Annotated in this window: 19 protein-coding genes; 8 read left to right on the forward strand and 11 right to left on the reverse strand. The window is 67.6% G+C overall.

Annotation, left to right across the window (positions count from 1 at the left end):
- Nucleotides 1-11: 11 nt before the first annotated feature.
- From BGO20_RS04665 to BGO20_RS04680, 4 genes are all read right to left on the reverse strand, one after another.
- Entirely contained in the window at nucleotides 12-1,094 is a 1,083-nt protein-coding gene (locus tag BGO20_RS04665; RefSeq protein WP_291662299.1) for an ABC transporter permease, read from the reverse strand.
- Nucleotides 1,091-1,897 (reverse strand): ABC transporter ATP-binding protein, encoded by an 807-nt coding sequence (locus tag BGO20_RS04670; RefSeq protein ID WP_291662298.1) that lies wholly within the window; start codon nucleotides 1,895-1,897, stop codon nucleotides 1,091-1,093. Before BGO20_RS04670 ends, BGO20_RS04665 begins: the two co-directional genes overlap by 4 nt.
- An 81-nt stretch (nucleotides 1,898-1,978) precedes the next feature.
- On the reverse strand, nucleotides 1,979-3,034 hold the full coding sequence (locus tag BGO20_RS04675) for an ABC transporter substrate-binding protein (RefSeq protein ID WP_291662297.1): 1,056 nt from the start codon (nucleotides 3,032-3,034) through the stop codon (nucleotides 1,979-1,981).
- A gap of 120 nt (nucleotides 3,035-3,154) precedes the next feature.
- Nucleotides 3,155-4,582: an FAD-dependent oxidoreductase gene (locus tag BGO20_RS04680; RefSeq protein ID WP_291662296.1), complete on the reverse strand. Its 1,428-nt coding sequence runs from the start codon at nucleotides 4,580-4,582 to the stop codon at nucleotides 3,155-3,157.
- 164 nt (nucleotides 4,583-4,746) lie between these two features.
- Between BGO20_RS04680 and BGO20_RS04685 the strand changes: the two genes are divergently transcribed.
- Nucleotides 4,747-5,715 (forward strand): LysR family transcriptional regulator, encoded by a 969-nt coding sequence (locus BGO20_RS04685; protein WP_291662295.1) that lies wholly within the window; start codon nucleotides 4,747-4,749, stop codon nucleotides 5,713-5,715.
- Here the strand turns inward: BGO20_RS04685 and BGO20_RS04690 are convergent.
- Nucleotides 5,655-6,353, reverse strand: a complete 699-nt coding sequence (locus BGO20_RS04690; protein ID WP_291662294.1) for a hypothetical protein — start codon at nucleotides 6,351-6,353, stop codon at nucleotides 5,655-5,657. The genes BGO20_RS04685 and BGO20_RS04690 overlap by 61 nt on opposite strands.
- Nucleotides 6,354-6,400: 47 nt before the next feature.
- Nucleotides 6,401-7,903: a glycerol kinase GlpK gene (gene glpK, locus BGO20_RS04695; protein WP_291662293.1), complete on the reverse strand. Its 1,503-nt coding sequence runs from the start codon at nucleotides 7,901-7,903 to the stop codon at nucleotides 6,401-6,403.
- 251 nt (nucleotides 7,904-8,154) lie between these two features.
- Here glpK and BGO20_RS04700 point away from each other — a divergent pair, with 251 nt between their 5' ends.
- Together BGO20_RS04700 and BGO20_RS04705 are read left to right on the forward strand one after the other, a co-directional pair.
- Nucleotides 8,155-9,270 carry a Ppx/GppA phosphatase family protein gene (locus BGO20_RS04700; RefSeq protein ID WP_291662292.1) on the forward strand — a complete coding sequence of 372 codons (1,116 nt, stop codon included), beginning with the start codon at nucleotides 8,155-8,157 and terminating at the stop codon, nucleotides 9,268-9,270.
- Nucleotides 9,271-9,340: 70 nt separating this feature from the next.
- Nucleotides 9,341-10,072, forward strand: a complete 732-nt coding sequence (locus BGO20_RS04705) for an RlmE family RNA methyltransferase (RefSeq protein ID WP_291662290.1) — start codon at nucleotides 9,341-9,343, stop codon at nucleotides 10,070-10,072.
- A 69-nt stretch (nucleotides 10,073-10,141) separates the two neighbouring features.
- Here BGO20_RS04705 and BGO20_RS04710 read toward each other — a convergent pair whose 3' ends face one another.
- Both BGO20_RS04710 and BGO20_RS04715 read right to left on the reverse strand, forming a co-directional pair.
- Nucleotides 10,142-10,681: a DUF305 domain-containing protein gene (locus tag BGO20_RS04710; protein ID WP_291662288.1), complete on the reverse strand. Its 540-nt coding sequence runs from the start codon at nucleotides 10,679-10,681 to the stop codon at nucleotides 10,142-10,144.
- A gap of 80 nt (nucleotides 10,682-10,761) precedes the next feature.
- A complete protein-coding gene (locus tag BGO20_RS04715) occupies nucleotides 10,762-12,201 on the reverse strand; it encodes a DHA2 family efflux MFS transporter permease subunit (RefSeq protein WP_291662286.1) in 1,440 nt (479 codons plus the stop codon).
- Between the two features lie 788 nt (nucleotides 12,202-12,989).
- Between BGO20_RS04715 and guaB the strand changes: the two genes are divergently transcribed.
- From guaB to BGO20_RS04740, 5 genes are all read left to right on the forward strand, one after another.
- A complete protein-coding gene (gene guaB / locus BGO20_RS04720) occupies nucleotides 12,990-14,483 on the forward strand; it encodes an IMP dehydrogenase (RefSeq protein WP_291662285.1) in 1,494 nt (497 codons plus the stop codon).
- A gap of 70 nt (nucleotides 14,484-14,553) precedes the next feature.
- Nucleotides 14,554-14,964, forward strand: coding sequence for an MAPEG family protein (locus BGO20_RS04725; protein WP_291662283.1), 411 nt, complete (start codon nucleotides 14,554-14,556; stop codon nucleotides 14,962-14,964).
- Nucleotides 14,965-15,287: 323 nt separating this feature from the next.
- Nucleotides 15,288-16,211 (forward strand): DUF2865 domain-containing protein, encoded by a 924-nt coding sequence (locus tag BGO20_RS04730; RefSeq protein WP_291662281.1) that lies wholly within the window; start codon nucleotides 15,288-15,290, stop codon nucleotides 16,209-16,211.
- 180 nt (nucleotides 16,212-16,391) lie between these two features.
- Nucleotides 16,392-18,152: an AsmA family protein gene (locus tag BGO20_RS04735; protein ID WP_291662279.1), complete on the forward strand. Its 1,761-nt coding sequence runs from the start codon at nucleotides 16,392-16,394 to the stop codon at nucleotides 18,150-18,152.
- A gap of 86 nt (nucleotides 18,153-18,238) precedes the next feature.
- The gene (locus BGO20_RS04740) at nucleotides 18,239-19,417 is read left to right on the forward strand and encodes an E22 family MetX-like putative esterase (RefSeq protein ID WP_291662278.1); all 1,179 of its coding nucleotides are present in this window, start codon (nucleotides 18,239-18,241) and stop codon (nucleotides 19,415-19,417) included.
- 172 nt (nucleotides 19,418-19,589) lie between these two features.
- On the opposite strand, the gene BGO20_RS04745 is transcribed toward BGO20_RS04740, so the two are convergent.
- The 3 genes from BGO20_RS04745 to BGO20_RS04755 form a co-directional block, all read right to left on the reverse strand.
- Nucleotides 19,590-20,837: an MFS transporter gene (locus BGO20_RS04745; RefSeq protein WP_291662277.1), complete on the reverse strand. Its 1,248-nt coding sequence runs from the start codon at nucleotides 20,835-20,837 to the stop codon at nucleotides 19,590-19,592.
- Between the two features lie 174 nt (nucleotides 20,838-21,011).
- Nucleotides 21,012-22,136 (reverse strand): amidohydrolase, encoded by a 1,125-nt coding sequence (locus BGO20_RS04750; RefSeq protein WP_440143892.1) that lies wholly within the window; start codon nucleotides 22,134-22,136, stop codon nucleotides 21,012-21,014.
- 178 nt (nucleotides 22,137-22,314) lie between these two features.
- Nucleotides 22,315-22,962: a MarC family protein gene (locus BGO20_RS04755; protein WP_291662273.1), complete on the reverse strand. Its 648-nt coding sequence runs from the start codon at nucleotides 22,960-22,962 to the stop codon at nucleotides 22,315-22,317.
- Nucleotides 22,963-23,019 lie beyond the last annotated feature (57 nt).

Raw genomic sequence — 23,019 nt, forward strand, 5'->3', positions numbered from 1 at the left:
CTGCGAAGCCCTCATCTCTGCCAGGGCATGAGCCGGCGTTGCAGCCATTGCAGCGCGTAGGTCAGGAGCACGCCGAGGATCATCACCACGACGAGGCCGGCATACATCTTCTCGGGGTTGAGGACCTCCCAGTAGTAGAAGGTCATGTAGCCGACGCCCTGCTTGGCGCGCACGAACTCGACCGAGATGATCACGATCATCGCCGTCCCGAGCGCGATGCGAAGCCCCGAGAAGATCACCGGCAGGGCGCCGGGCAGGATGACGTGCCGCAGCATCGACCAGCCCTTGGCGCCGTAATTCCTGCCGGCCATCAGGTAGACCTTGTCGATGCCGCGCACCGCCGCCATCGTGTTGATCGCCATCAGGATGAAGACCGAGAGCCCGACGACGAGAATCTTGGGCGCCTCGCCGAAGGGATCGGCGAACATCAGCATCACGATCGGGAAGATCGCGATCTTGGGCAGCACATAGATCGCCGACAGCGTCGTATCGAGCATCAGCCTGACCGTCTGGTTCAGGCCCATGACCACGCCGACCAGCACGCCGGGAATGGCGCCAAGCACGAAGCCGACGAGCACGCGAGCCACCGTCGCGAAGACGTGGCTCTCGGCGACGAGGTTCCAGACACCGCCCCAGCCATCTTTCGAGAAGGCTTCGGGCATCAGCCAGGGCCTGCCGAGCAGGGTCGTGCCCGAGAAACGATCATAGCGCGTGCTCAGATCCCACAGCGCCGCGCCGATCCGGCTCGGCGGCGGGAACCAGGTCGGATTGATGAATCCACTATCGGCCGCGAGTTCCCAGAGCACGAGGACGAGGAGCGGGAAACCGAGCGCCAGCGTGCGCTCGTAGATGCCCCTGCCCTTCACCGGCACGAGCCGGCCGATGCGTTCGCACATCAGCACCAGCAGGACGAAGCTCGCCCCGATCGCGGCCGAGGCGAAGTTGCCCCAGAGTCCGACGACAGCCAGCCCGCCGTTGAGAGCGACGATGGCGGCGGCGAGAACGAGGCTGGCGCGCTTGTCGGCGCTCGTCGTGCGCGGCGTCGATGAGACCTTGTTCTCTGCCGGGACATCTCTGGTCGTTGCCGCCGTCATGGCTGGGCCTCCATGGCGCGCGTCACCTCGGCGCTGAGCTTCTCCCAGATCTGCGCCCGATATTCGGCGAAGCGCGGCGAGTTCGTCATCGCGATGGTGCGCGGACGCGGCAGGTCGATCTTGAAGGTGGCGAGATGCCGTCCGGGCTGGGCGCTCATCAGGATGACGCGGTCGCCGAGGAGCACCGCCTCGTCGAGGCTGTGGGTGATGTAGAGCACCGTCTTGCGGGTCTCTTCCCAGATCCGCAGCAACTCCTCCTGGATAACCACGCGCGTCTGGGCGTCCAGCGCCCCGAGCGGCTCGTCCATCAGCAGCACCTCGGGATCGTTGGCGAGCGCCCGGATGATGCTGACGCGCTGCTTCATCCCGCCCGAGATCTGGTGCGGATAATAGTCGGCGAACTTGCCCAGACCCACGCGGTCGAGCCAGTAGCGCGCCGTCTCCAGCCGCTCCTTGCGTCCGACGCCGCGCATCTGCGGGCCGAAAGCGACGTTCTCGATCAGCGTCTTCCAGGGAAAGATCGCGTATTCCTGAAAGACCACGCTGTTGAGCGGCTTAGCCTTCTCGCGGCCCGGCCGGATCTCGATCGAGCCGAGCGAGATCGATTCCAGCCCTGCGACCATCCGCAGGAAGGTCGACTTGCCGCAGCCGGAGGGGCCGACGATGCAGACGAATTCGCCATCCGCCACGTCGAGGGAGAAATCCTCCAGCGCGACCATGGTGCCGTCTGCGGTCGGATAGTGCTTGCTGACGTTGCGCGCGCCGATCTTCGGCGTGGCGACGACCGGCATGGTGGCGGTCATCGGCCGGCCCTCCAGGCTCGTTGTTTCCTGCATCGCTGGTGTGCGGGAGCCGTCGCCGCTTCGGGACGGCCCCCGAGCGCCCTACTTGGCCGGCGCGGCCTTGCCGAGAACCGCGATCGCCTTGGCCACGAAGCGGTCGTCGACGACCTTGGCCATGTCGAGCGGCTTGTCGTATTCCGTGCGGCCGTTCTCGCGGTGCACGCGTTCGATATCGGCGAGGCCGGCGGTCGGAATCGCCATGTTGGGGTCGAAGATGATGTTCGCGCCCTTCTTGATCGCCTCCGGCGTCGAGGCGGTATATTTCAGGTAGCCGTCCATGTTGGGCTGGGCGAGGAAGTCGCCGCCCTGCATCATCCGCGCCGCTTCCGTCATGGCGAGGACGAAGCGCTCGGCCGCCTCGGGCTTGTCCTTGATGAACTTGCCGGAGGCGACGAAGGCGACCGTCATCAGGCCGGGCGTGAAGTCCTGCGCCAGCAAGGTGCCGGTGCCGGCCTTCAGGACCTGATCGGAATAGGGCGAGGAGGTCAGCACGGCATCGACCGACTTGGCCTCCATCGCCGCCGGCATGTCGGCGTTGCCGACGTTCAGCAATTGCACGTCGCGCAGCGTGAGCTTGGCGCTCTCCAGGGCCTTGCTGACGAAATATTCGCCCCCGCTGCCCGGGCCGCCCGCCGCAGCGATGCGCTTGCCCTTGAGATCGGCGACCGTCTTCACCGCGCTGGAATCCATCAGGTCCTTGCGGACGATCAGTTTGGTCGGCCCGTCCTTCATCGGATCGAGAGCGCCCGGAGCGATCACGCGGATGTCCAGGCCTCGGTTCCAGGCCGACCAGAGCGAGGCGACGATCGAGATGCCGCCGACATCGACCGAACCCTTGTCGAGGAAGGCGATGGCCTCGGTGCCGGACTTGACGCTGTCGAGCTTGACGTCGAGGCCGTATTTCTTGAACAGCCCGCGCGCTTCGGCGACGTAGACCGTCGCGAACTTCATGATCGGCACATAGGCGACGCGGACCGATTGCGGCGGGTCGAGCGGCTTCGGCGCGGGCGCCTGCGCCAGTGCCGGGCCGATGCCCCCGGCACAGCCCAGCATCATGGCGGCGCAGGCGGCGCGCCAGCGAGCAAACCCTTCGAACATTCCGTTCCTCCCTTCGGAGACGGCCGGGTGCCGCCTTCCCTCTTGTTTCACACAGCAGGCTTCTTCGGCCCGCTCATCCGCTTTCGTCAACCGCGACGACGCGATCTCTTCTGCGTGTCCTCAGCCGTCGACCAGCTCGGGCAACGTGCTGAGGTAGGCGCCCTGCGCCGCAAGCCCGCTGCGCAGATCCGCGATCGGCACCTGCGCCGGCGACAGGCCGCGGTCCGCAGCGATGGCCGCTGCCACGCCGGCGGCATGACCCGTCAGCCAGCATTGCGGGATCTCGCGCATGAAGGAATGGCTGGTCGCGTCGCAGGAGAGATGCCGGCCCGGCGCCAGCAGCCCGTCGATTTCGCGCGGCACGAGCGCGCCATAGGGAACCGAGATGTTCGGAAATTTCGGCGCGAGCGAAGGCGAGATGCCGATCTCGTCACGCGCCGTTTCCCCGTCCCAGTTCTCGCGGGTGAGCTTGCCCAGCCCCTGGAGGCGTCGGCCGTGCCGGACGCCGAGCTGGGGCGCCGAAAGCATGATGAAGGCATCGGCGAACCCGGGCGCATGCCTTCGGTAGAAGGCCAGATGCTCCAGCATGAGACGATGGCTTCGGATCTCGACCTCGGACAGATCCTCGACCTTGAGCGCCGAATAGCCGGCCAGGCGCGGCCCCATGAAGACGGCGATGTCGTCCCGCCACGACACCGACGGCTTGTCGAAGAAGCGCATTGCCTCGCGACCGCGCGCCATGAACTGCGAGAATTGCTCCGGAGTCTCGGCACGAAAGCGGAGGAAGGCTTTCATGTCGACGCCGCCGAGCAGCCAGGAGGTGTTCATGCAGCCGTGGATGTCGCGACTATCGACTTCGGTGTCGAATCCCGAACCGGCGCGGGCATAGAGATCACCGTCGCCCGTCGCGTCGATGGTGACGCGGGCGAGGATGGCGCGCCGGCCTTCCTTGCTCTCGAAGCTGCAGCCGGCGACGCGCCGCCCTTCCATCAGCGGGCTCGCGCCCCAGGCGTGGAAGATCGGATGGACTCCCGCCTCCAGCACCATGGCGAGCGATTCCGCCTTGAGCCATTCCGGATCGAGCGTCGGCGCATGGGTGACGGTGTTGTTGAACGCCGCATTGCGCAAACCCCAATAGGCGACGCGCTCGGGGTCGTGCGAGCCCCATTCCTGCGGCGCGGGGCCGGCGATCTTGTCGCGGGTCAGGCGTGCCAGCAGCTCTTCGGCGACGCCGCGGATGACGTGGCGTCCCTGCCAGTCGCTCATCCGGTCGATCCAGATGACGAGCCCGCCGGTCGAGAGCCCGCCGAGATGGTTGTAGCGTTCCAACAGCACGACATCGGCGCCCAGCCGCGCCGCGGCGATCGCGGCGGCCGTGCCGGCCGGACCCCCGCCGACGACAAGCACATCGCATTCAGTATGAACCGGGATCTCGCAAGCCGGCTCGGTGACCCTCCGGCTCGATGGCCTGCGCCGCTCGAACTTCTCCGTGTCGAAGGTCTCCGAGCGGAAGAACAGCCGTCCTCCCTCGCCTTCCATCGATCCCATGACGCGTTTCCCTGGGTCTGATGGCCGATCCTCAGCGCCCTGCCATGGAGCGGCGGAGGTCGGCAGCCGCTTCTTGAGGTCAGCATAGGCGCGCCGGCAAATGCTGTTCAAATGAATTTGGAGGGCCTATTGATGAGCAGAATTGCTCAATTCGGGACGAAGCCGTGGATGTTGCAGGGCTCGAAGCCTTTATCCAGATTGCCGAATTCGGCAGCTTCCGGCGCGCGGCCGAAGCAATGCGGCTGTCGCAGACGGCGTTGAGCCATCGCATCCGCAAGCTCGAGGAGGATGTCGGCGTCACGCTCTTCCAGCGCACCACGCGCAGCCTGTCGCTGACGCGGGCCGGACAGGAGTTCTTCCCGGAAGCCCGCGATGCGCTGATGCGTCTCAGTCACCTCTACGAAAATCTCAGGCGCGAGGGGCGGCAGGCCCGGGAGAAGGTCTCCGTCGGCTGCCTCGGCTCCCTTGGCGAGCACTTCCTGCCGGGCGTGCTGCGCGAGTTCCGCCAGCGCTATCCGCTGGTCTCCGTCACGGTGTTCGACGAGCCGGCTGCGGCGCTGCGCGAGCGGGTCGCCTCCGGCGAGGCGCAGTTCGCATTGACCATTCTGGGAGCGCAGCTCTGGACACAAAAGTCGCGCGCCCTTTTCGAGGAGGATTTCGTCGCGGCTGTTCCGGCTGACCACCCGTTGGCTGACCGCGAGGCGCTGACATGGGCCGACCTTGTCGGCTATCCGCTGGCGCGCGTCGCGACCACCACGAGCCACGGCTTCATGCTGAGCGAAAGCCTCGGCACCTTCGGCGAGAAGCTTGACTGGGCCTATGAGGTCCAGCGCGTCAACATGGCGGTGTGCTTCGTCGCGAACGGCATTGCGGTGACCGTCCTGCCTCGGCTGGCGATCCCGCCGGGGCCCGAACTGCGCATCCTGCCGATCAGCGCACCCTCGATCCGGCGCACGGTCGGGATCATCGCGCGCGACGGCGAGCCGCTGCCGCGTCCGGCACAGCATCTCCAGCGCATGCTTCTCCACGCGATCGCCCACCACCCGAAGGGAGCGGCCGGCGGCATGGACGCTCAGTTGTCGTGGCGGGACGATGCAACGACATCGGGCAGTTCCTCCCGGTCGAGCAGATAGGCCAGGTCATAGGTTGTCCAGTCCGCGCGGCCTTGCGCCAGCCCCTGCGAATCGAGGATGGCATCGAGCGTTCCGGCAACGCTGGCCAGGCGGGCGCGGTCGTAGCATTCGACCATGATCGCCCCGCCATCGGCATAAGCGGGCCCTCCCCCTGGTGGCACGGAGAACGGCACCGGAGCGACAGCGGGGTCCTTCTTCAGGATGTGGATCGCGGTGGCCGCCGTCTCGCGCAGGATTTGCCCGGCGATCCGCTCCCAGGCACCTGCGGCCGCAGCCGCATCGGCGAAGGTCGTTGCGATCAGGGCGCTGCCGGCGCCGCCGCCCCGGCTGGCGATCGCAAGGTGGCCGACCCGGAAAAAACCACGGAATGAGGGTCGCATGCTGCGTGACCAGGCGGTCGGGCTTTCCAGCAGCGCACGATAGGGCGCGCTTGCCAGCACCGCATTGGATTCCAGCTCGTACAGCGTCAGGAACTCCGGCAGCGGGCCGCTGCCGCGATGATAGCGGCGGGCGCGCAGCATCCCGGGAATGGCCAGTCGCTCGGGAACGTGCTCGCGGCTATGCCAGAGATTGTATTCGTCGATCCGGCCAGGCTCGACCCCGTTCCAGAGCGAAAGCAGGCCATCGCCCTTCAGCATCCCGACTTCGCTCCCTTATCGACTGCCGCTTCCAGGCAGATGCAGGCTCAGCTCGCGCTCAGCGTCCGCCGGACGGAATCCCGCCAACCCGCGACCTTGCGGGCGCGCTGGCTTGCCGCCATGGCCGGCAGGAAGCGCCGCTCCAGTCGCCAGAGATCCGCGAAGCGGTCGGGCTCGGGCAGGAGCCCGGCGTCGAGCCCGGCGAGGTAGGCGGCGCCGAGCGCCGTCGTCTCCAGCACCGTCGGACGATCCACCGGCAGGTCGAGGATGTCGGCGAGGCGCTGCATGGTCCAGTCGGAGGCGACCATGCCGCCATCGACGCGCAGAACCGCCCGCCCACCCTGCCCGGCCTGGGGCCAGTCGGCATGCATCGCCTCGATCAGGTCGAGCGTCTGGTAGCAGACGCTTTCCAGCGCCGCCCTGGCGAATTCGCGCGGGCCGCTGCCGCGCGTCAGTCCGAACAGCGCACCGCGCGCGTTGGCGTCCCAATGCGGCGCCCCGAGCCCGACGAAGGCGGGGACGAGGTAGACATCCTGCGCCGGGTCGGCCGCTTCCGCGAGCGGGCCGGTATCGCTCGCCTTATCGATGATGCCGAGCCCGTCGCGCAGCCACTGCACCGCCGCCCCGGCGATGAAGATCGAGCCCTCCAGCGCATAGGCGCGCTTGCCGCCGAGCTGATAGGCGATCGTGCTGAGCAGCCGGTTGTTCGAGCGCACCGGCCGGTCGCCGGTGTTGAGCAGGGCGAAGCAGCCCGTCCCGTAGGTCGACTTCACCATGCCGGGATCGAAGCAGGCCTGGCCGATCGTGGCGGCCTGCTGGTCGCCGGCGATGCCGCGCACCGGGATCGGCCCACCGAACAGCTCCGGAGCCGTGTCGCCGAAATGGGCCGCGCAATCGCGCACCTCGGGCAGGAGCGCCGCAGGAATATCGAGCAGCGCTAGGAGGTCCCGGTCCCAGGCGCCGCGGCCGATATCGAACAGCATGCTGCGCGCCGCGTTCGTCGCATCGGTCGCATGGACCTTTCCGCCGGTCAGCCGCCAGAGAAGGAAGGAATCGACGGTGCCGAAGGCGAGCTCGCCCGCCTCCGCCCGCCGCCGGGCACCGGGAACGTTGTCGAGCAGCCAGGCGATCTTGGTCCCCGAAAAATAAGGGTCGATGCGCAGGCCCGTGCGGCTCGCGACCAACTCTTCGTGACCGGCGGCGACGAGCTTCGCACAGGCGTCCGCCGTGCGCCGGTCCTGCCAGACGATCGCCCGGTGGATGGCCCTTCCGGTCTGGCGGTCCCAGATCAGCGTGGTCTCGCGCTGGTTGGTGATGCCGATGCCGGCGACGTCCCGCGCACCGAGTCCTGCCTTGGCGAGAGCTTCGCGAGCCGTCGCGAGCACGGTCTCCCAGATATCTTCCGGCTCGTGCTCGACCCAGCCGGACGCCGGGAAGTGCTGGGGGAATTCCTTCTGGGCGCTGGCGATCGGAGCCAGCGCCGAATCGAACACGATCGCACGCGACGATGTGGTGCCCTGGTCGATTGCGAGAAGATGTCCGGCACTCATGATCCGATTCCTGCCCAAGCCACCACGCTCTGTGGCGCTGCGCGCGGAGACTGGCCGATGCGGGCGCATCCGCGCAAGGTCACCGCCCCGCCTCGGCTGCCCCCGGCCCCGACCTGCCGTCGCGGCAAGGTTCCGCTTGGCATGCGGCTTGCCCTGTTGTTAGCTTGCTGACGAAGCAGATGGCTGCGCTAGGCGCAGCCCCTCGCCGGATCGTTCTCGGAGCGCTCCGGCAGGTCAGAGGATTTGGAACCGTGGCGGTCGAGGACCGACAGCACGGGGGTGTGGCCGTCGCGACACCGCCGCACAATCATAGCGCCGATCCGCCGCGGGCCGGCGGCGCTGCCTGTGGTACCGCGCCGCGCTCCCATAACGGCCATCATGTCTATCGCGCGCAGGCGACCTACGCCGCGCTCGATCTCGGCACCAACAATTGCAGGCTGCTGATCGCACGTCCGGCACAGCACGGCTTCCGCGTCGTCGACGCCTTTTCGCGAATCGTGCGTCTCGGCGAAGGGCTCGCGGCGAGCAGCCGGCTCGGCGAGGCTGCCATGGACCGGGCGGTCGAGGCCCTGAAGATCTGCCGTGGCAAGATGGCGAACCGCGGCGTCACCCGGGCCCGCCTGGTCACCACGGAAGCCTGCCGCGCCGCCACCAACGGCCTGGACTTCGTGCGCCGCGTCGCGACCGAAGCCGAGCTCTCGCTGGAGATCATCGACCAGCGCACCGAAGCCACTCTCGCCGTCTCCGGCTGCGCCGCGCTGGCCGATCCCGCGGCGGAGGGCGTCATCGTCTTCGATATCGGCGGCGGATCGACCGAAATCGTCTGGCTCGGCAGCCGCAGCGAGGCGCGCGATCCCGCGGCCCGGATTCGCGAATGGGCTTCGCTGCCGGTCGGGGTGGTCACGGTGGCCGAGCGCTATGGCGGCGTTGAGGTCAGCCGCGAGCTGTTCGAGCGTATGGTCGAGGACTGCACCGACGTGCTCGAACCTTTCGTGAAGAAGGCCGCCGGCGTGCGCCAGGCGCGCAGCTTTCATCTCCTCGGCACCTCCGGAACCGTGACGACCGTCGCCGGCATCCATCTCGGCCTGCCGCGCTACGACCGGCGCGAGGTCGATGGGCTGTGGATGCAGCAGGACGATATCCTGACGGTCATCGACCGGCTCATCGAGATGGACTATGCCGCGCGGGCGGCGAATGCCTGCATCGGCCGCGAGCGGGCCGATCTCGTCCTGGCCGGCTGCGCGATCTTCGAGGCGATCCGCCGTGCCTTCCCGAGCGATCGGGTGCGGATCGCCGATCGCGGCCTGCGCGAGGGCATTCTACTGCGCATGATGCATGAGGACCGCGCCTGGTGGCGACGCAGATAGAGCATTTTCAAGCGAAGTGGATACCGGTTCGCGTGAAGAAAATGCGACAGGACATTCTGGATTTGAAGCGATGAGCGGCGCACGTTCGGGAGGAGCCGGCGGCAAGACGACGGCCGGCGCGCGCGACCTGCGCGTCAAGGTCAAGAAGGCCGGCAAGCTCAAGCATTCGTCGCAGCTCTGGCTCGAGCGCCAGCTCAACGACCCCTATGTCAAACGGGCGAAGGAGCTCGGCTATCGCTCGCGAGCCGCTTTCAAGCTCGAGGAGATGGACGACCGCTACAAGTTCCTGAAGACCGGGCAGCGGCTGGTCGATCTCGGCTGCGCGCCGGGGGGCTGGTGCCAGGTCGCGGCCAAGCGCATCGGGCTGGAGCGCGGCAAGGGCCATATCGTCGGCATCGACCTCCTGCCGGTGGACCCGATCCCGGATGTCGACCTGATCCAGATGGATTTCATGGCGGAGGAAGCGCCTGCCCTGCTGACCGAGCGGCTCGGCGGACGAGCCGACGGCGTGATGTCCGACATGGCGGCCAACACGACCGGCCACAAGAAGACCGACCATCTGAAGATCATCGCGCTCGCCGAGGCCGCGCTCGAATTCGCCCACGACGTGCTGGCGCCGGGCGGCTTCTTCCTCGCCAAGCTGTTCCAGGGCGGCGACAGCGCCGAGCTGCTCGCAGGCCTGAAGCGGGACTTCACAACCGTGCGCAACGTCAAACCCGCCGCCAGCCGGGCCGATTCCTCGGAGCTTTATGTCCTGGCGACCGGCTACCGGAAAAAGGCGCCCGACGACCTGCCCGCGTAGCTCGCGCCGATTGCGGCGCGCGCTTCGGGACACCCGCTGTCCACCCGCCGTTCGTTTTCCGTGGCAGCCTCAGCGCAGGGAGGCGCTCTCGTCGCCCTCCGCCGGCGGCGGCTGGTCCCCGCGCTCGCGGTAGGACGGCAGATCCGCCGCGCCGGCCGGGACCGGCCTTGCCTCAAGGCGCGAGATCATGCGCTTCATCTCGGCGATTTCCCGGACCTGGGCGTGGATGATGCGATCGGCCAGCAGCCGCACCTGCGGGTCCCGGATATGCGCGCGCTCGCTGGTCATGACGGCGATCGAGTGGTGCGGAATCATTGCCCGCATGTAGCTGAGGTCGTCGACGGTTTCCTGGCTGCGGACGAGCCAGAGCGCGCCCGAAAAAACGATGGCGGAACCGAGCACGATGCCGGCGTTGATCGAGCGGCGAGGATACATGCCCCACATGAACGCCATCATCAGCGCGCTCATCGTCGCCCCCATGAGGACAGCCATCCAGGCACGCGTCTGGCTGAATTCGACATGGGCGAGCGCATAGGTGTTGAGGTACATCAGCCCGAACATGACGACGGTCGAGGCCGCGATCATTCCGGCGAAACGAAGGTAGCTCATCGGCGATCTCCCTTTCGGTGGAGAACGCGGAAGGCTGTCGCGGGTTCGACCGCCGCCGCAGAAGCGCTGTCTGGAGGCGGCTAATCCAGCGGTTTCTGGTCGGCGATCGCTTCGGCCGTGAGCTTGCGTTTGCTGACCGGCGAGTGGCCCGAGACCTCGGCGCCGGCATCGGGAGCGAGCTGCGCCATCCAGAGCGCCGAGGAGGCGGAGATCAGCCCGACGATGACGAAGGCCGGCCAGAAGTCGCCGGCTGCAAGCGTCTTGCCCCCGTTGAAGGTATTCGCCGCCTCCAGCGCGAAGGCGCCGATGGTCACGCCCATGCTCAGCGACAATTGCTGCGCCACGCTCGAGAGGCTGGTCGCGCTCGACATCTCGCGGTTCGACACGTCCGAATAGCTCAGCGCGTTGATGCCGGTGAACTGCAGCGAGCGGAAGCAGCCGCCGACCAGCAGGACCGACAGCATGATCGCGTGCGGCGTGGTCGGCGTGAACAGGCCGGAAGCCGCCAGGAAGGCCGAGCCGACCAGCGCGTTGAACGTCAGCACGCGCCGGAAGCCGTACTGCGCCAGGATCGACTTCGCCAGCGTCTTCATGATCATCGCCCCGGCCGCGGAGGCGAAGGTGATCAGGCCCGATTGCAGGGGGTCGAGGCCGAAGCCGAGCTGCAGCATCAGCGGCAGCAGGAAAGGGATCGCGCCGATGCCGGTGCGGAAGATCGACCCGCCGATCACGCCGATGCGGAAGGTGGGGATGCGGAACAGCGAGAGGTCGAGCACCGGATAGGGCACGCGCCGGGCGTGGAACCAGTAGGCGATCAGCGCCGCCGCGCCGCCCAGCACGCAGCCATAGGAAACGAATTCCGGCACCATGTGCCGCCCGCCCGTGGCCAGCCCCAGCATCAGGGCGGCGAAGCCGAAGGCCGAGAGGATGAAACCGCGCAGGTCGAGCGGCGCCACGTCCTCCTCACGGATATCCTCGAAGAACAGGCTCGACAGCACGATGCCGACCAGTCCGATCGGGATGTTGATGAAGAAGATCCAGCGCCAGTCGAAATAGGTGGTGATGAAGCCGCCGAGCGGCGGCCCGACGACCGGCCCGACCAGCGCCGGCACGGTGAGATAGGCAAGCGCGCTCACCATCTCGGCCTTCGACACGCTGCGCAGGATGACGAGACGCCCGACCGGCACCATCATCGCCCCGCCCATCCCCTGGAAGAATCGCGCGACGACGAAGGCTCCGAGCGAGTTCGAGAGCGCGCAGAACACGGAGCCGGCCATGAAGATGCACAGGGCCGCGCGGAACACGCTGCGCGCCCCGAACTTGTCCGCCATCCAGCCGGAGATCGGAATGAAGACCGCGAGGCTGACGAGGTAGGATGTCAGCGCCAGCTTCAGCGCGATCGGGTCCTCGCCGAGGGACTTCGCGATCATCGGGAGCGAGGTGGCGATCACCGTGGAATCGGTGTTCTCCATGAACAGCGCGCAGGCGACGATCAGGGGAAGAAGTTTGGCGCGTTGCAAGGCTTGGACCTTCTGCGCCTCATCCAGATCGGCGCGGTTGAAATCATAAGCTCGGCTATTAATCCGATGTGAAGCATGTGACGAGGGCGAAATCGCGGTCCAGTCGCCGATTTGCCCTCCGCCGGCGCGATGCCGCCATGCGCCGGACTTATGGCTCGGCGCTGCGCACAGTTCCGTTATGCAATTCCTGCTCTGCAACTGGCCGGATGCACCGACCATTTCCAGCATTGTTCGGCATGGCCGAACCTTCGCGAGGGGCGCGCGACGTCACATCTCCGGAGGCATGCCCATGCTCGCAATGTCAGATGTTTCTTCGGTTTTTCACCGGATTTCTCCAAGCCTGCAGCTGGTGGCTCTGGGGCTCGTGGCGGGCCTGAGCTTCGGGATTTCGACGGCCGTGCCGGCGGCTGCAGATCCGGCGAATTGGCCTCCGGGCTGCCAGTTCAAGACGGTTCCGAACAGTGGGCCCGGTGAGATGCAGCACCAGTTCTGCCAGCGCCTCTACGATTGCCAGCAGATGGCCGATTCCGCTGGTCACACGATCTTCGGGGCAGGCTGTTTCTGGGTCCCTCCGCGGGTTCCGGCGAGCTCCGTCCGCAAACACTGACCGGAAGGTCCGGCGCGGGCATGCCGCGATGCTCCCGCGCCGTTTCCGCACTGCGAAAAGAATCCCGCCCTCCGCACTAGCGGAGCGCAAGCGCACATGCTAACGGGCCTCGTCAACTCGGCAACGGGCCTCTTGCCCCGCCCTTCAGAAAAGCCGGTCCGATCCGGCGTCGGAGTTGACGATGACGCTTTCCCTCGACGGTTTGATTCGCGATGGCCTGACCTTCGATGACGTGCTCCTGGAGCCGGGGCCGTCGGAGGTCATGCCGGCGGATGTCGACATCCGGACCAGGCTCACCAATTCGATCTCGCTCAACCTGCCGATCATCGCCTCGGCGATGGATACGGTGACCGAGGCGCGCATGGCGATCGCCATGGCGCAGGCCGGCGGGCTCGGCGTCATCCACCGCAACCTCGAGGCCGATCAGCAGGCCGCCCAGGTCCGCCTGGTCAAGAAGTTCGAATCGGGGATGATCGCCAATCCGATCACCATCCACCCCGACGAGACGCTGGCCGATGCGCTGGCGCTGATGAAGAACAACGGCATCTCCGGCATCCCGGTGGTCGAGCGCGGGCCGCAGGGGCACAAGGGCAAGCTCGTCGGAATCGTGACCAACCGCGACGTCCGCTTCGCCGCCAATCCCGGCCAGCCGGTCTCGGAGCTGATGACCAAGGAGCGGCTCATCACCGTCCGCGAGGGCGTCAGCCCCGACGAGGCCCGTCGCCTGCTTCACCAGTTCCGCATCGAGAAGCTGCTCGTCGTCGACGACCATTATCGCTGCATCGGCCTGATCACCGTGAAGGACATGGAAAAGCAGGTCGCCTATCCCAACGCCGCCAAGGATGCGCAGGGTCGCCTGCTCGTCGCCGCGGCGACGACCACCGGCGAGCAGGGCTTCGAACGCTCGGAGATGCTGGTCGACGCCGGCGTCGACCTGATCGTGGTCGATACCGCTCACGGCCATTCCGCCAAGGTCCTCGACGCCGTCAGCCGCGTGAAGAAGCTTTCCAACGCCGTCCAGGTCATCGCCGGCAACGTCGCCACGGCCGGGGGCGCCCAGGCGCTGATCGATGCCGGCGCCGATGCGGTCAAGGTCGGGATCGGGCCCGGCTCGATCTGCACCACCCGTATCGTCGCAGGCGTCGGCGTACCGCAGCTGACCGCCATCATGGATGCGGCCTCGGCCGCTTCGAAGGCCGGCGTCCCGGTCATTGCCGATGGCGGCATCAAGTACTCCGGCGATCTCGCCAAGGCCCTGGCCGCCGGCGCCTCCTGCGCCATGGTCGGCTCTCTGCTGGCGGGTACTGACGAGACGCCGGGCGAGACCTTTCTGTATCAGGGACGCTCCTACAAGGCCTATCGCGGCATGGGCTCGGTCGGTGCGATGGCACGCGGCTCGGCCGACCGCTACTTCCAGCAGGACATCAAGGATGCCCTGAAGCTCGTGCCGGAAGGCATCGAGGGCCAGGTCGCGTACAAGGGCCCGGTCTCGAGCACCTTGCACCAGCTCGCCGGTGGCCTGCGCGCCGCGATGGGCTATGTCGGCGGCAAGACGCTCGAGGACTTCCAGGCCAAGGCCCGTTTCATCCGGATCACCAGCGCCGGCCTGCGCGAGAGCCACGTCCATGATGTGACGATCGTGCGCGAGAGCCCCAACTACCCGACCCGCTCTTGAGCCATTTCCCCGTTCGTGCAGTCTGGCCCGGCCTGGCGGGCCGGGCCGTGACGAAGATGGAGGACGGGCCGTGACCCTGAAGCTGATCTACCCCGCGCTGGCGATGATCCTCTGGATCTTCGTCGTCGGCGTCGTCCTGGCCGTTCGCCGCAAGGCTGCCTTCGCAACCGGTGCGGTCCGGCCGGAGGAGGTCGCCGTGTCGACCGAGCGCTATCCCCTGCCCGCCCGTCTGGTCTCGGCGAACTTCTCCAACCAGTTCGAGCTGCCGGTGGTGTTCTTCGCGCTGATCATGCTCGCCATGGAGGTCGCGGCGACCGGATACGTCATGGCGACGCTGGCCTGGATATTCGTCGCCTCGCGCGTCGTCCACACGCTCGTCCACATCGGCTCCAACCAGCTGCCTCTGCGCGGCGCGGTCTACGGCATCGGCGCCATCGTCCTGATGGCCATGTGGGTCGGAGTGCTGCTCGCCGTGCTCTGACCGGCTCGACCCAATCCGCGCGCCGTTCCGTTAAGCATTTCCGCGGTTTGCCGGGCACTTCTCACAACGCGACGTTGAGTCTTAACAAGAGGTAAACTACACCCCTCTGCGGCGGACGGTGGAACAAGCGTGGTTTGGAGTGGCGCATGTTGCGTGTCCGTGATGCATCCGAGCAGGCGAGCGCCTGCGGCGGGCAGGCCGTCGTCTCGGCATTCCGGCAAACGTCGTCACGGAGCGCGGGCGCACGGCAGCAGCGCCCGCCATCGCGCGGCCGTCGGCTTGCAGCGCTGGCCTGCGCAGGCTTGGCCATCGGCGCCGGCGGCATGATCCTCACCGCCTCGCTGGTCCAGGCGGGGGACGACGCGGGGATCCATTCGTTCTTTCTGGAGGAAGCGGCTCGTCGCGGCCAGCGTTCGGCCGCGGCGGCGCCCCAGGCCAACGCCTATGCACCGGCCAGGACCGGCTGGCGGCTGCCGCTCTTCCGTTCCGGCCCCGACGGACGGATCGCTCAGCCCGCCATCGACCTCAACCCGTTCCGCCGCAAGGCTCACAAGGCGCCGGCCCGCCCGCGCAAGGTAGCGGCGGTCGCCGGCCGCACGGAGACCCTGTCCGGCGCATCCAGGATGGCCCAGACCATCTGCGTACGCCTATGCGACGGCTTTCATGCGCCGATCGGCTATCTGCGCTCGCCCTCGGACCTCAAGGCCCATGAGGCTCTTTGCGCGGCGATGAATCCCGGCCTGCCGGTCAAGGTCTTCACCGTCGCCGCCGGCGCCGCCTCGATCGACCAGGCGGTCGCCGCCGACGGCCAGCGCTACGCGGCGCTCCCCACCGCCTATCGGCATGAACGGTCGGCCGACCCCGCCTGCCGCGTCCCGATCGCCAGGGCGGGTGAGCATCGCGTCTCGCTGCTGCGCGACATCACGCTGCGCCCGGGAGACAGCATCGTGCTGGATGGCAAGGTCACCACTTTCATGGGTGGCTCGAGCTGGCCTTATAGCCGCCGGGATTTCCGTGATTTCCGTTCCGCGCCGGAACTGACCAAGGCCCAGCGGCGGCAGATCGACGAGCAGGTCGGCATTTCCCGGATGGAGGCCCAGCTGCGCAGCCTTCGCCGCAAGATGCGCGTGCGCGAGGCCCGTCTCGAAGCCGAAACCGAGACCGATGCGTTCCTGCGCGGCTCCTTCGACGCCGGCAGCGCGCGGGCCCCCGTTCGGATGATCCCGATCGCGCTGGCGGATCGGTGACGTCGCGGGTCGCTTCGGAGCTGGCGGCGTGGTTCGGGAATTGCCGCGAAACCCGGCAGAAACCGGTGCAAATCGCCTCCCATAGCCGGCTTTCCCGCCTCGACAAGCTGGGCAGATCGGCCTACATCCAGTGCCGCCAGGGGGCTGGCTGAGTTTCGGCCTGCGCCGATTCGGAAGTCCATGACCAGACGCACTGCGTTCCTCGCCTTCAGCCTCGTCGTCGCGATCGGCCTGCTCGGATTGCAGTCGTGGGACCTTGCGCTCGGCCGGATCGAGCGCAGCGCCGTCGAGGCCATCGAGGCGCGGACCGGTTTCGCCGTCAAGTCGCTCGAGCGCGCGGAGATCGCGCTGCTGCCGCTCCCCCGCATCAGCCTGTCCAAGGTTGCCTTCGCCCAGCGCGACGGCGTCGTCGCCGGCGAGGCGGTCCGCGTCCGGGCCTATCTGCGGCTGCTGCCGCTGCTGACGGGCCGGCTCGGCATCGGCCGGATCGATCTCGTCGCGCCTCAGCTCGACGTCGCCGTGCCCGCCGGCAGCGACAGTCTCGGCGACTGGCTGGCGTCGCCGCTCGCCGAGCTGGAGAAGCTGCGCAGCCAGAGCCGGATCGTCGTCAGTTCCGGCGCCGTCTTCCTGCGGGCCGCCGGGGCCATCCAGAGCATCGTGCGCAACGTCAACATCGTCATCGACGAACGGGGAACGGGCGAGCCGTTCGGCCTCTCCGGCTCCTTGACCTGGCGTGGCGTGCCGACCGATGTCAGCCTGGTCTGGCCGGTCGCCGGCGGTTCCACCAAGGCTGCGCTTTCGGCGACCTCGCCGCTGATGAAGCTGCGCTTCGAAGGCACCCGCGCCGGGCCGGGAGAGCCGGTCATCGACGGCACGCTCTCTCTGTCGACGCCCTCGGTGCCCCAGCTTCTCGACTGGTTCGGTGAAAAGTCACGGATCTCGACGGCGCTGGGCGCCCTCACGCTCAACGCCGACCTGCAGTTGAAGCCCAGGGAAGCCTCCTTCACCAACGCCGTGGCGAGCCTGGACGGGGACCGTCTCGACGGCGTCATGAAGCTGACCGACGTGGACGGGCGCTTCGCCCTGTCCGGGACGCTTGCCGGCGCTTCGCTGGACCTGGGTCGGCTGATCCGGCGCCTGCCGCTCCCCGCGATCGACGCGGCCGACACGAGCCCCCTCGACCTCGACGGCTGGACCGGCCGCGACATCGACCTGCGGGTGTCGGTGGATGCGGCTCGGATCGACGGCGCGCGCCTCGCCGACGTCGCGACCTACGTCCTCGTCAAGAAGGGCCGCTTCGAGACCGGCCTGCTCCGGGCCTCGGCCTATGGCGGCACCGTGAAGGGGCGCTTCCTGGCCGTCGGCGCCCCCACCGGGGTCGACGTCAAGCTTCAGGCCGGCGCCGACAAGGTCGATGTCAGCCAGGCCGCGGCGGATCTTCCACAGCTCGCGCGCCTGGTCGGCACCGGCGGCTTTCAGCTTGCTCTCGACGGGGCGGGCAGGACCTTCGACGAATTGCTGGGTGCGATGACGGGGCGCGCGGGCATCAGCTTGCGGCAAGGCGAAGTCGGCGGCATCGCGCTCGCCGAGCTGATGCGCCGGGCCGAACGCAACCCGTCGCAGCTCCTGCGGGACTGGCACCAGGGCAAGACGCCGTTCGAGACGCTGGCGGCGAATGCCGGCATCGCCAACGGCCTGCTGGTGCTCACCGACGCGCAGATGGTCGGCCCGAACTACCGGTTGAACCTGGCCGGCAACGCCTCCCTGCGGACGCGTCAGTTCGACATGCGCGCCTCGCTCGCCTCGCTCAGCGGATCCCTCAGGCTTCCCCTCGTCCTCAAGGGCCCCGTCGAGGCCCCGTTCTTCGATCTCGAGAGCGAGGCTTTCCTCAGCCCGACCGCGGGTTCCGTCCCGGTCGCCCCCAGCCTTATCGGCCGCTGAGGGCGGTTGCAGGGCGCTTCCGCCTCCCGCGAAAATCCGGTCTGATGCCGCACGGCCCCATGAGGGCCGCGACAGGAGGGAGCGAGATGCGGACATGGATCAGGAGCGCGGTTGCGCTCGCAGCAATGATGGTGACGGGCATGGCCGGGGCGCAGGAACTGATCGTCGAGAAGAAGGTCTTCGAGCTGCCCAGCTTCACGACGCAGTCCGGCCGCACGTTGAAACAGGTTCGGGTCGGCTGGGAGAGCTACGGCACGCTCAATGCCGACAAGTCGAACGCCGTGCTGATCTGCCACTTCTTTTCCGGAAACTCCCACGCGGCCGGCAAGTACGACGCCAAGGACGCGCAGCCGGGTTACTGGGACGCGATCATCGGCCCGGGCAAGGCGATCGACACCGACAGATATTTCGTCATCGCCTCCGACACGCTGGTGAATCTGAATACCGGAGATCCCAAGACCACGACGACGGGGCCGGCCACGATCGACCCCGACACCGGCAAGCCCTACGGGCTCGACTTCCCGATCGTCACCATCCGCGACTTCGTCGAGGTTCAGAAGGCCCTCGTCGAAAGCCTGGGCATCAAGAAGCTGGCTCTGGTCGCGGGCCCCTCGATGGGCTCGCTCCAGACCTTCGAATGGGCGGCCAGACATCCCGAGATGGTGGCGAAGGCCATGCCCGTGATCGGCGCCGCCGAAGCCGATGCGATGCTGATCGGCTGGCTCGACGTCTGGGCGGCGCCGATTCTGGTCGATCCCGACTGGAACAAGGGCGACTATTACGGCAAGGCACCGCCCCTCGCCGGCCTCGCCAAGGCGCTGACGGCGGTTACGCTCCACGCCAATCATCAGGAATGGGCGGATGCGACCTTCGCCCGGCGCCCGGCCAAGGCGGATGAGGATCCCGGTATGACGCTCGCGGCCAAGTTCCAGGTCCAGAGCGTGCTCGACAACGCCGGCATGGCCCGCGCCAGGCTCTCCGACGCGAACCACTTCCTCTACCTCGTCAAGGCGAACCAGCTCTTCGCCGCCGGCGGCACCTCGCTCGCCGACGGCATAGCGAAGATCCGGGCGCCGATGCTCTACATCACCCAGCCCAAGGACCTGGTCTTCACCGCCGAGACCGTGGCAGCGACCCTGAAGGCGGCGAAGGATGCCGGCCGCGACATCACCCATGTCACCATCGACGGCGTGCGCGGCCATCTCGACGGCGTCATATCGATGAAGCAGGCGGAAGGCGCGATCCGGGCCTTCCTGGCACGGTAGCGCCGGCTGACCCTGCGCAGGACCACGCCGACATTGCGAAGAACGAGACGACGAAGCGATCCAGGGCGCGTAGAGCACCGCCCGCCCATGGATTGCTTCGCTGCGCTCGCAACGACGATCGGGTGTGATGGACGAGCGGGTAATCCCGGCCGCAGCGAAGCGAGCCTGCCCTTCACGCGACGAAGCGCAGTCGACGCGCGCCGTAGAGAAGAAGCCCACTACACACGACCGCGCCGAGCAGATAGGGAGCATGCAGAGCAGTCGGTCGGCCGGTGACAGGTTCCAGCGCCGACACCAGCGCGCCCGTGCCAAGTGCGCCGAACGGCATCGCACCCCAGGCAAAGAAACGATAGACGGAATTGACCCGCCCAAGCAGATGGTCGGGGATCAAGCGCTGGCGATAGCTCACCGTCACCACGTTCCAGAGCATGCCGCCAGCAGCTTCCAGAAACATGGCCAGGCCTGCGAGCGGCGCCGAGCTGCACAAGCCCAACAGGGCATGCAGCAACACGAAGGAACTCAGCGCTGCGATCAGGCTCGCGCGCATGCCGATTCGGCGCGCCACCTCCGGCGCGAACAGACCCCCAAGCACGCCGCCGGCGGCCGCACAGGTCAGCAACAGCCCATAGCCGGTCGCGTCAAGGTGCAGGACCTCCTGCGCATAGAGCACCAGGATCGTCAGGCCTCCGACCGCGATCGCGTTGATGACACCCAGCATGACGGCAAGCCGCAGGATCACGGGGTTGTCCCGCATCCAAGCTAGTCCCTCACGCAGCGCGGGCCAGAAGCGCTTGCTCTCAGCTGGGCTCTGAACCGGCAGCGTGATCAGCCAGACGATGCCTATCGACAGAGAAAGCGTCGCGGTATTGACGCCGAATGGCACGGCGATGCCCGCGGCGATCAGCACACCGGCAAGCGGTGGGCCGACAAAACGGCCCATAACCTGCTCCGCGCTCCACATCTGCCCGTTGGCGCGCTCCAGACTCTCTCGCGCTACGATCGAGGGCAGCACCGTTTGTGCAGCGTTGTCTCGCACGACTTCGGCACTGGCAAGCAGGAACGCGATGGCGGCGAGTGTCGCCATGAGGCCGATCTCGCTCCCCGGAGCGATCGGCGAAACCGGGATCGAAAGCGTCAAACCGACCACGCCCAGCATCAAAGCGAGCCGGACAGCGTCAGCGCGGATCATCAGTAGGCGTCGATCGACCCGGTCGGTCCAGACGCCTGCCGGCAAGGCGAACAAGAACCATGGCAGCCGCCCGGCCATGGCGACGGCAGCGATCATCATCGGATCGCGGGTCAGCAGCGTCGCCAGCCAGGGCATTGCGACCGCGACGACGCCGTCACCTAGATTGGCGACGACGCTACTCGATAGGATGAGACGATAATTCCGGTTCGACCGCAGCAATTCGTAGCCCATGGCAACCCGCTAAGCGACGGTGCTCGTGGCACCCCTCAAAGACAGCAAGGTCCGACCAAGGAGGCCTGTCAATCGTTGAGGAGCCACCAGCCCCTACCGCGCCAGTACCGTCTTCACGCCGTCGATCACGAACCGCACGGTAGCGCCCTTCGGCCTCCGCGCCCGCCGCCGGTCTCAGGCGGCGGGTAGCCGCCTGCGCACGATGCCGGCATGGAAGCGGGCGCCGTGGATCAGGCCGGCATCGTCGAAATCGTAGCGCGGATTGTGCAGCGGCGCGCTGTCGCCATTGCCGAGAAAAACGAAGCAGCCGGGCACATGGTCGAGGAAGCGGGCGAAGTCCTCCGAGCCGGTGAAGGGCTCGTCGACGACCGCGACATTCTCCGCTCCGAGCAGGTCCCGTGCCGCTCCCAAAGCCTCCTCGGTCAAGGCCGGATCGTTCAGCAGCGGCACGAATTCGCGGGTGTAGCTCACCGCGTGATCGACATTGTAGGCCCGCGCTGTCCCTTCGGCGATCAGGCGCATCTGCGCCTCGATATCGGCACTGACCTCGGGGCTGAAGCTGCGGGCGTCGCCGAGGATGCGCGCCTCGCCCGGCAGGGCATTGCGCGTGCCGTCGGTGAGCAGCTCCGTCACCGAGACCACCCCGACCGAGGTGGGGCTCAGCCGTCGCGAGACGATGGTCTGCAGGCTCATCACGACCGCGCAGGCCGCGACGAGCGTCTCGGACCCGGCATGCGGACGGGCGGCATGACCGCCGACGCCCCGCAGCACGATCTCGAAATTATCCTCCGCCGACATGATGGCTCCCGCGCGCGTCTGGAAATGCCCGACGGCGAGCCCCGGCGCGTTGTGCAGCCCGTAGATCTCCTCGAAGGGAAAGCGCTCCAGAACGCCGTCATCGAGCATGGCGAGCGCCCCCCGGCCCCACTCCTCGGCCGGCTGGAAGATGAAGCGCACCGTGCCGTCGAAGCCGCCCTCGGCCGCGAGCAGTTTCGCCGCGCCGAGCAGCATCGCCGTGTGGCCGTCATGGCCGCAGGCATGCATCACGCCGGGATTTTGCGAGCGATACGGCGCCTCGCCCTGCTCCGGGATCCTCAAGGCGTCCATGTCGGCCCGAAGCGCGATCGCCCGGTTGCCGTTACCGCGCTTCAAGGTTCCGACCACGCCGGTTCCACCGATGCCGGTCGCGACCTCGTCCAGTCCGAATTCCCGCAGCCTGTCGGCGACGAAGGCGCTGGTGCGCGTCTCCTCGAAGCCGAATTCAGGATGGGCGTGCAGGTCACGCCGCCAGGCGATCATCTCCTGCACCAGCTTGTCGAGATCGATCGTCACGGCCTGTCCTTCGCGTCATCGGCCGGGGGCATTTTCCTGCCGGCGCCGCGTGAAGGTAGCGTGCAGTCTGCGAGACAGGCGCTGCAATCCGGCGCTCGATTTGCAAGGTTCTTGCCTGTCCACCGGCCGCATGGCGCCGTCCGGCCTAGCCGGTCAGCGCCGCCTTCACGCCGTCGATCACGAACTGCACGGCCAGCGCCGCGAGGATCACGCCAAGCAGGCGCGTCAGCACGACGTTGCCGGTGACGCCGAGCAGCTTCGCGATCGAGGACGCTGCGAGAAACACCGCAAGGCAGCACAGGATCACCAGCCCGCAGATGATCGCGAGCGTGGCCAGCAGCACCGGGTCGCCATGGGCGCGGCCCGCGAGCAGGATCGTCGCGGTCAGCGCGCCCGGCCCCGCCATCAGCGGGATCGCCAGCGGAAAAGCCGCGACGTTACGGATATGGTCCTGCGTGATCGCGGTCTCCGCCGTCTGCTGCTTGCGCTCGGTCCGGCGCTCGAACACCATCTCGAAGGCGATCCAGAACAGCAGCAGCCCGCCGGCGATCCGGAAGGCCGGCAACGAGACGCCGAGCGCCTTCAGCACGACGTCGCCAGCCACGCCGAAGAAACCCATGATGCAGAACGCGATGATCGAGGCGCGCACGGCGACCTGCCGTCGTTCGCCCGCCGACATCCCGCGCGTCAGCGACAGGAATATCGGTGCAAGACCCGGCGGATCGAGCGTCACCAGCATGGTGACGAGGGCTGCGGTGGTGAATTCCATGTACATCGCGGCGGACTTCACCATGCCTCGCGCCCGCCGTCACCCGCCAAGCGAGGCGGGATTGTGGCGGGCTCCTCTCAG

The sequence above is a fragment of the Allobosea sp. 67-29 genome, from assembly GCF_001898115.1.
Lineage (GTDB): Bacteria > Pseudomonadota > Alphaproteobacteria > Rhizobiales > Beijerinckiaceae > Allobosea.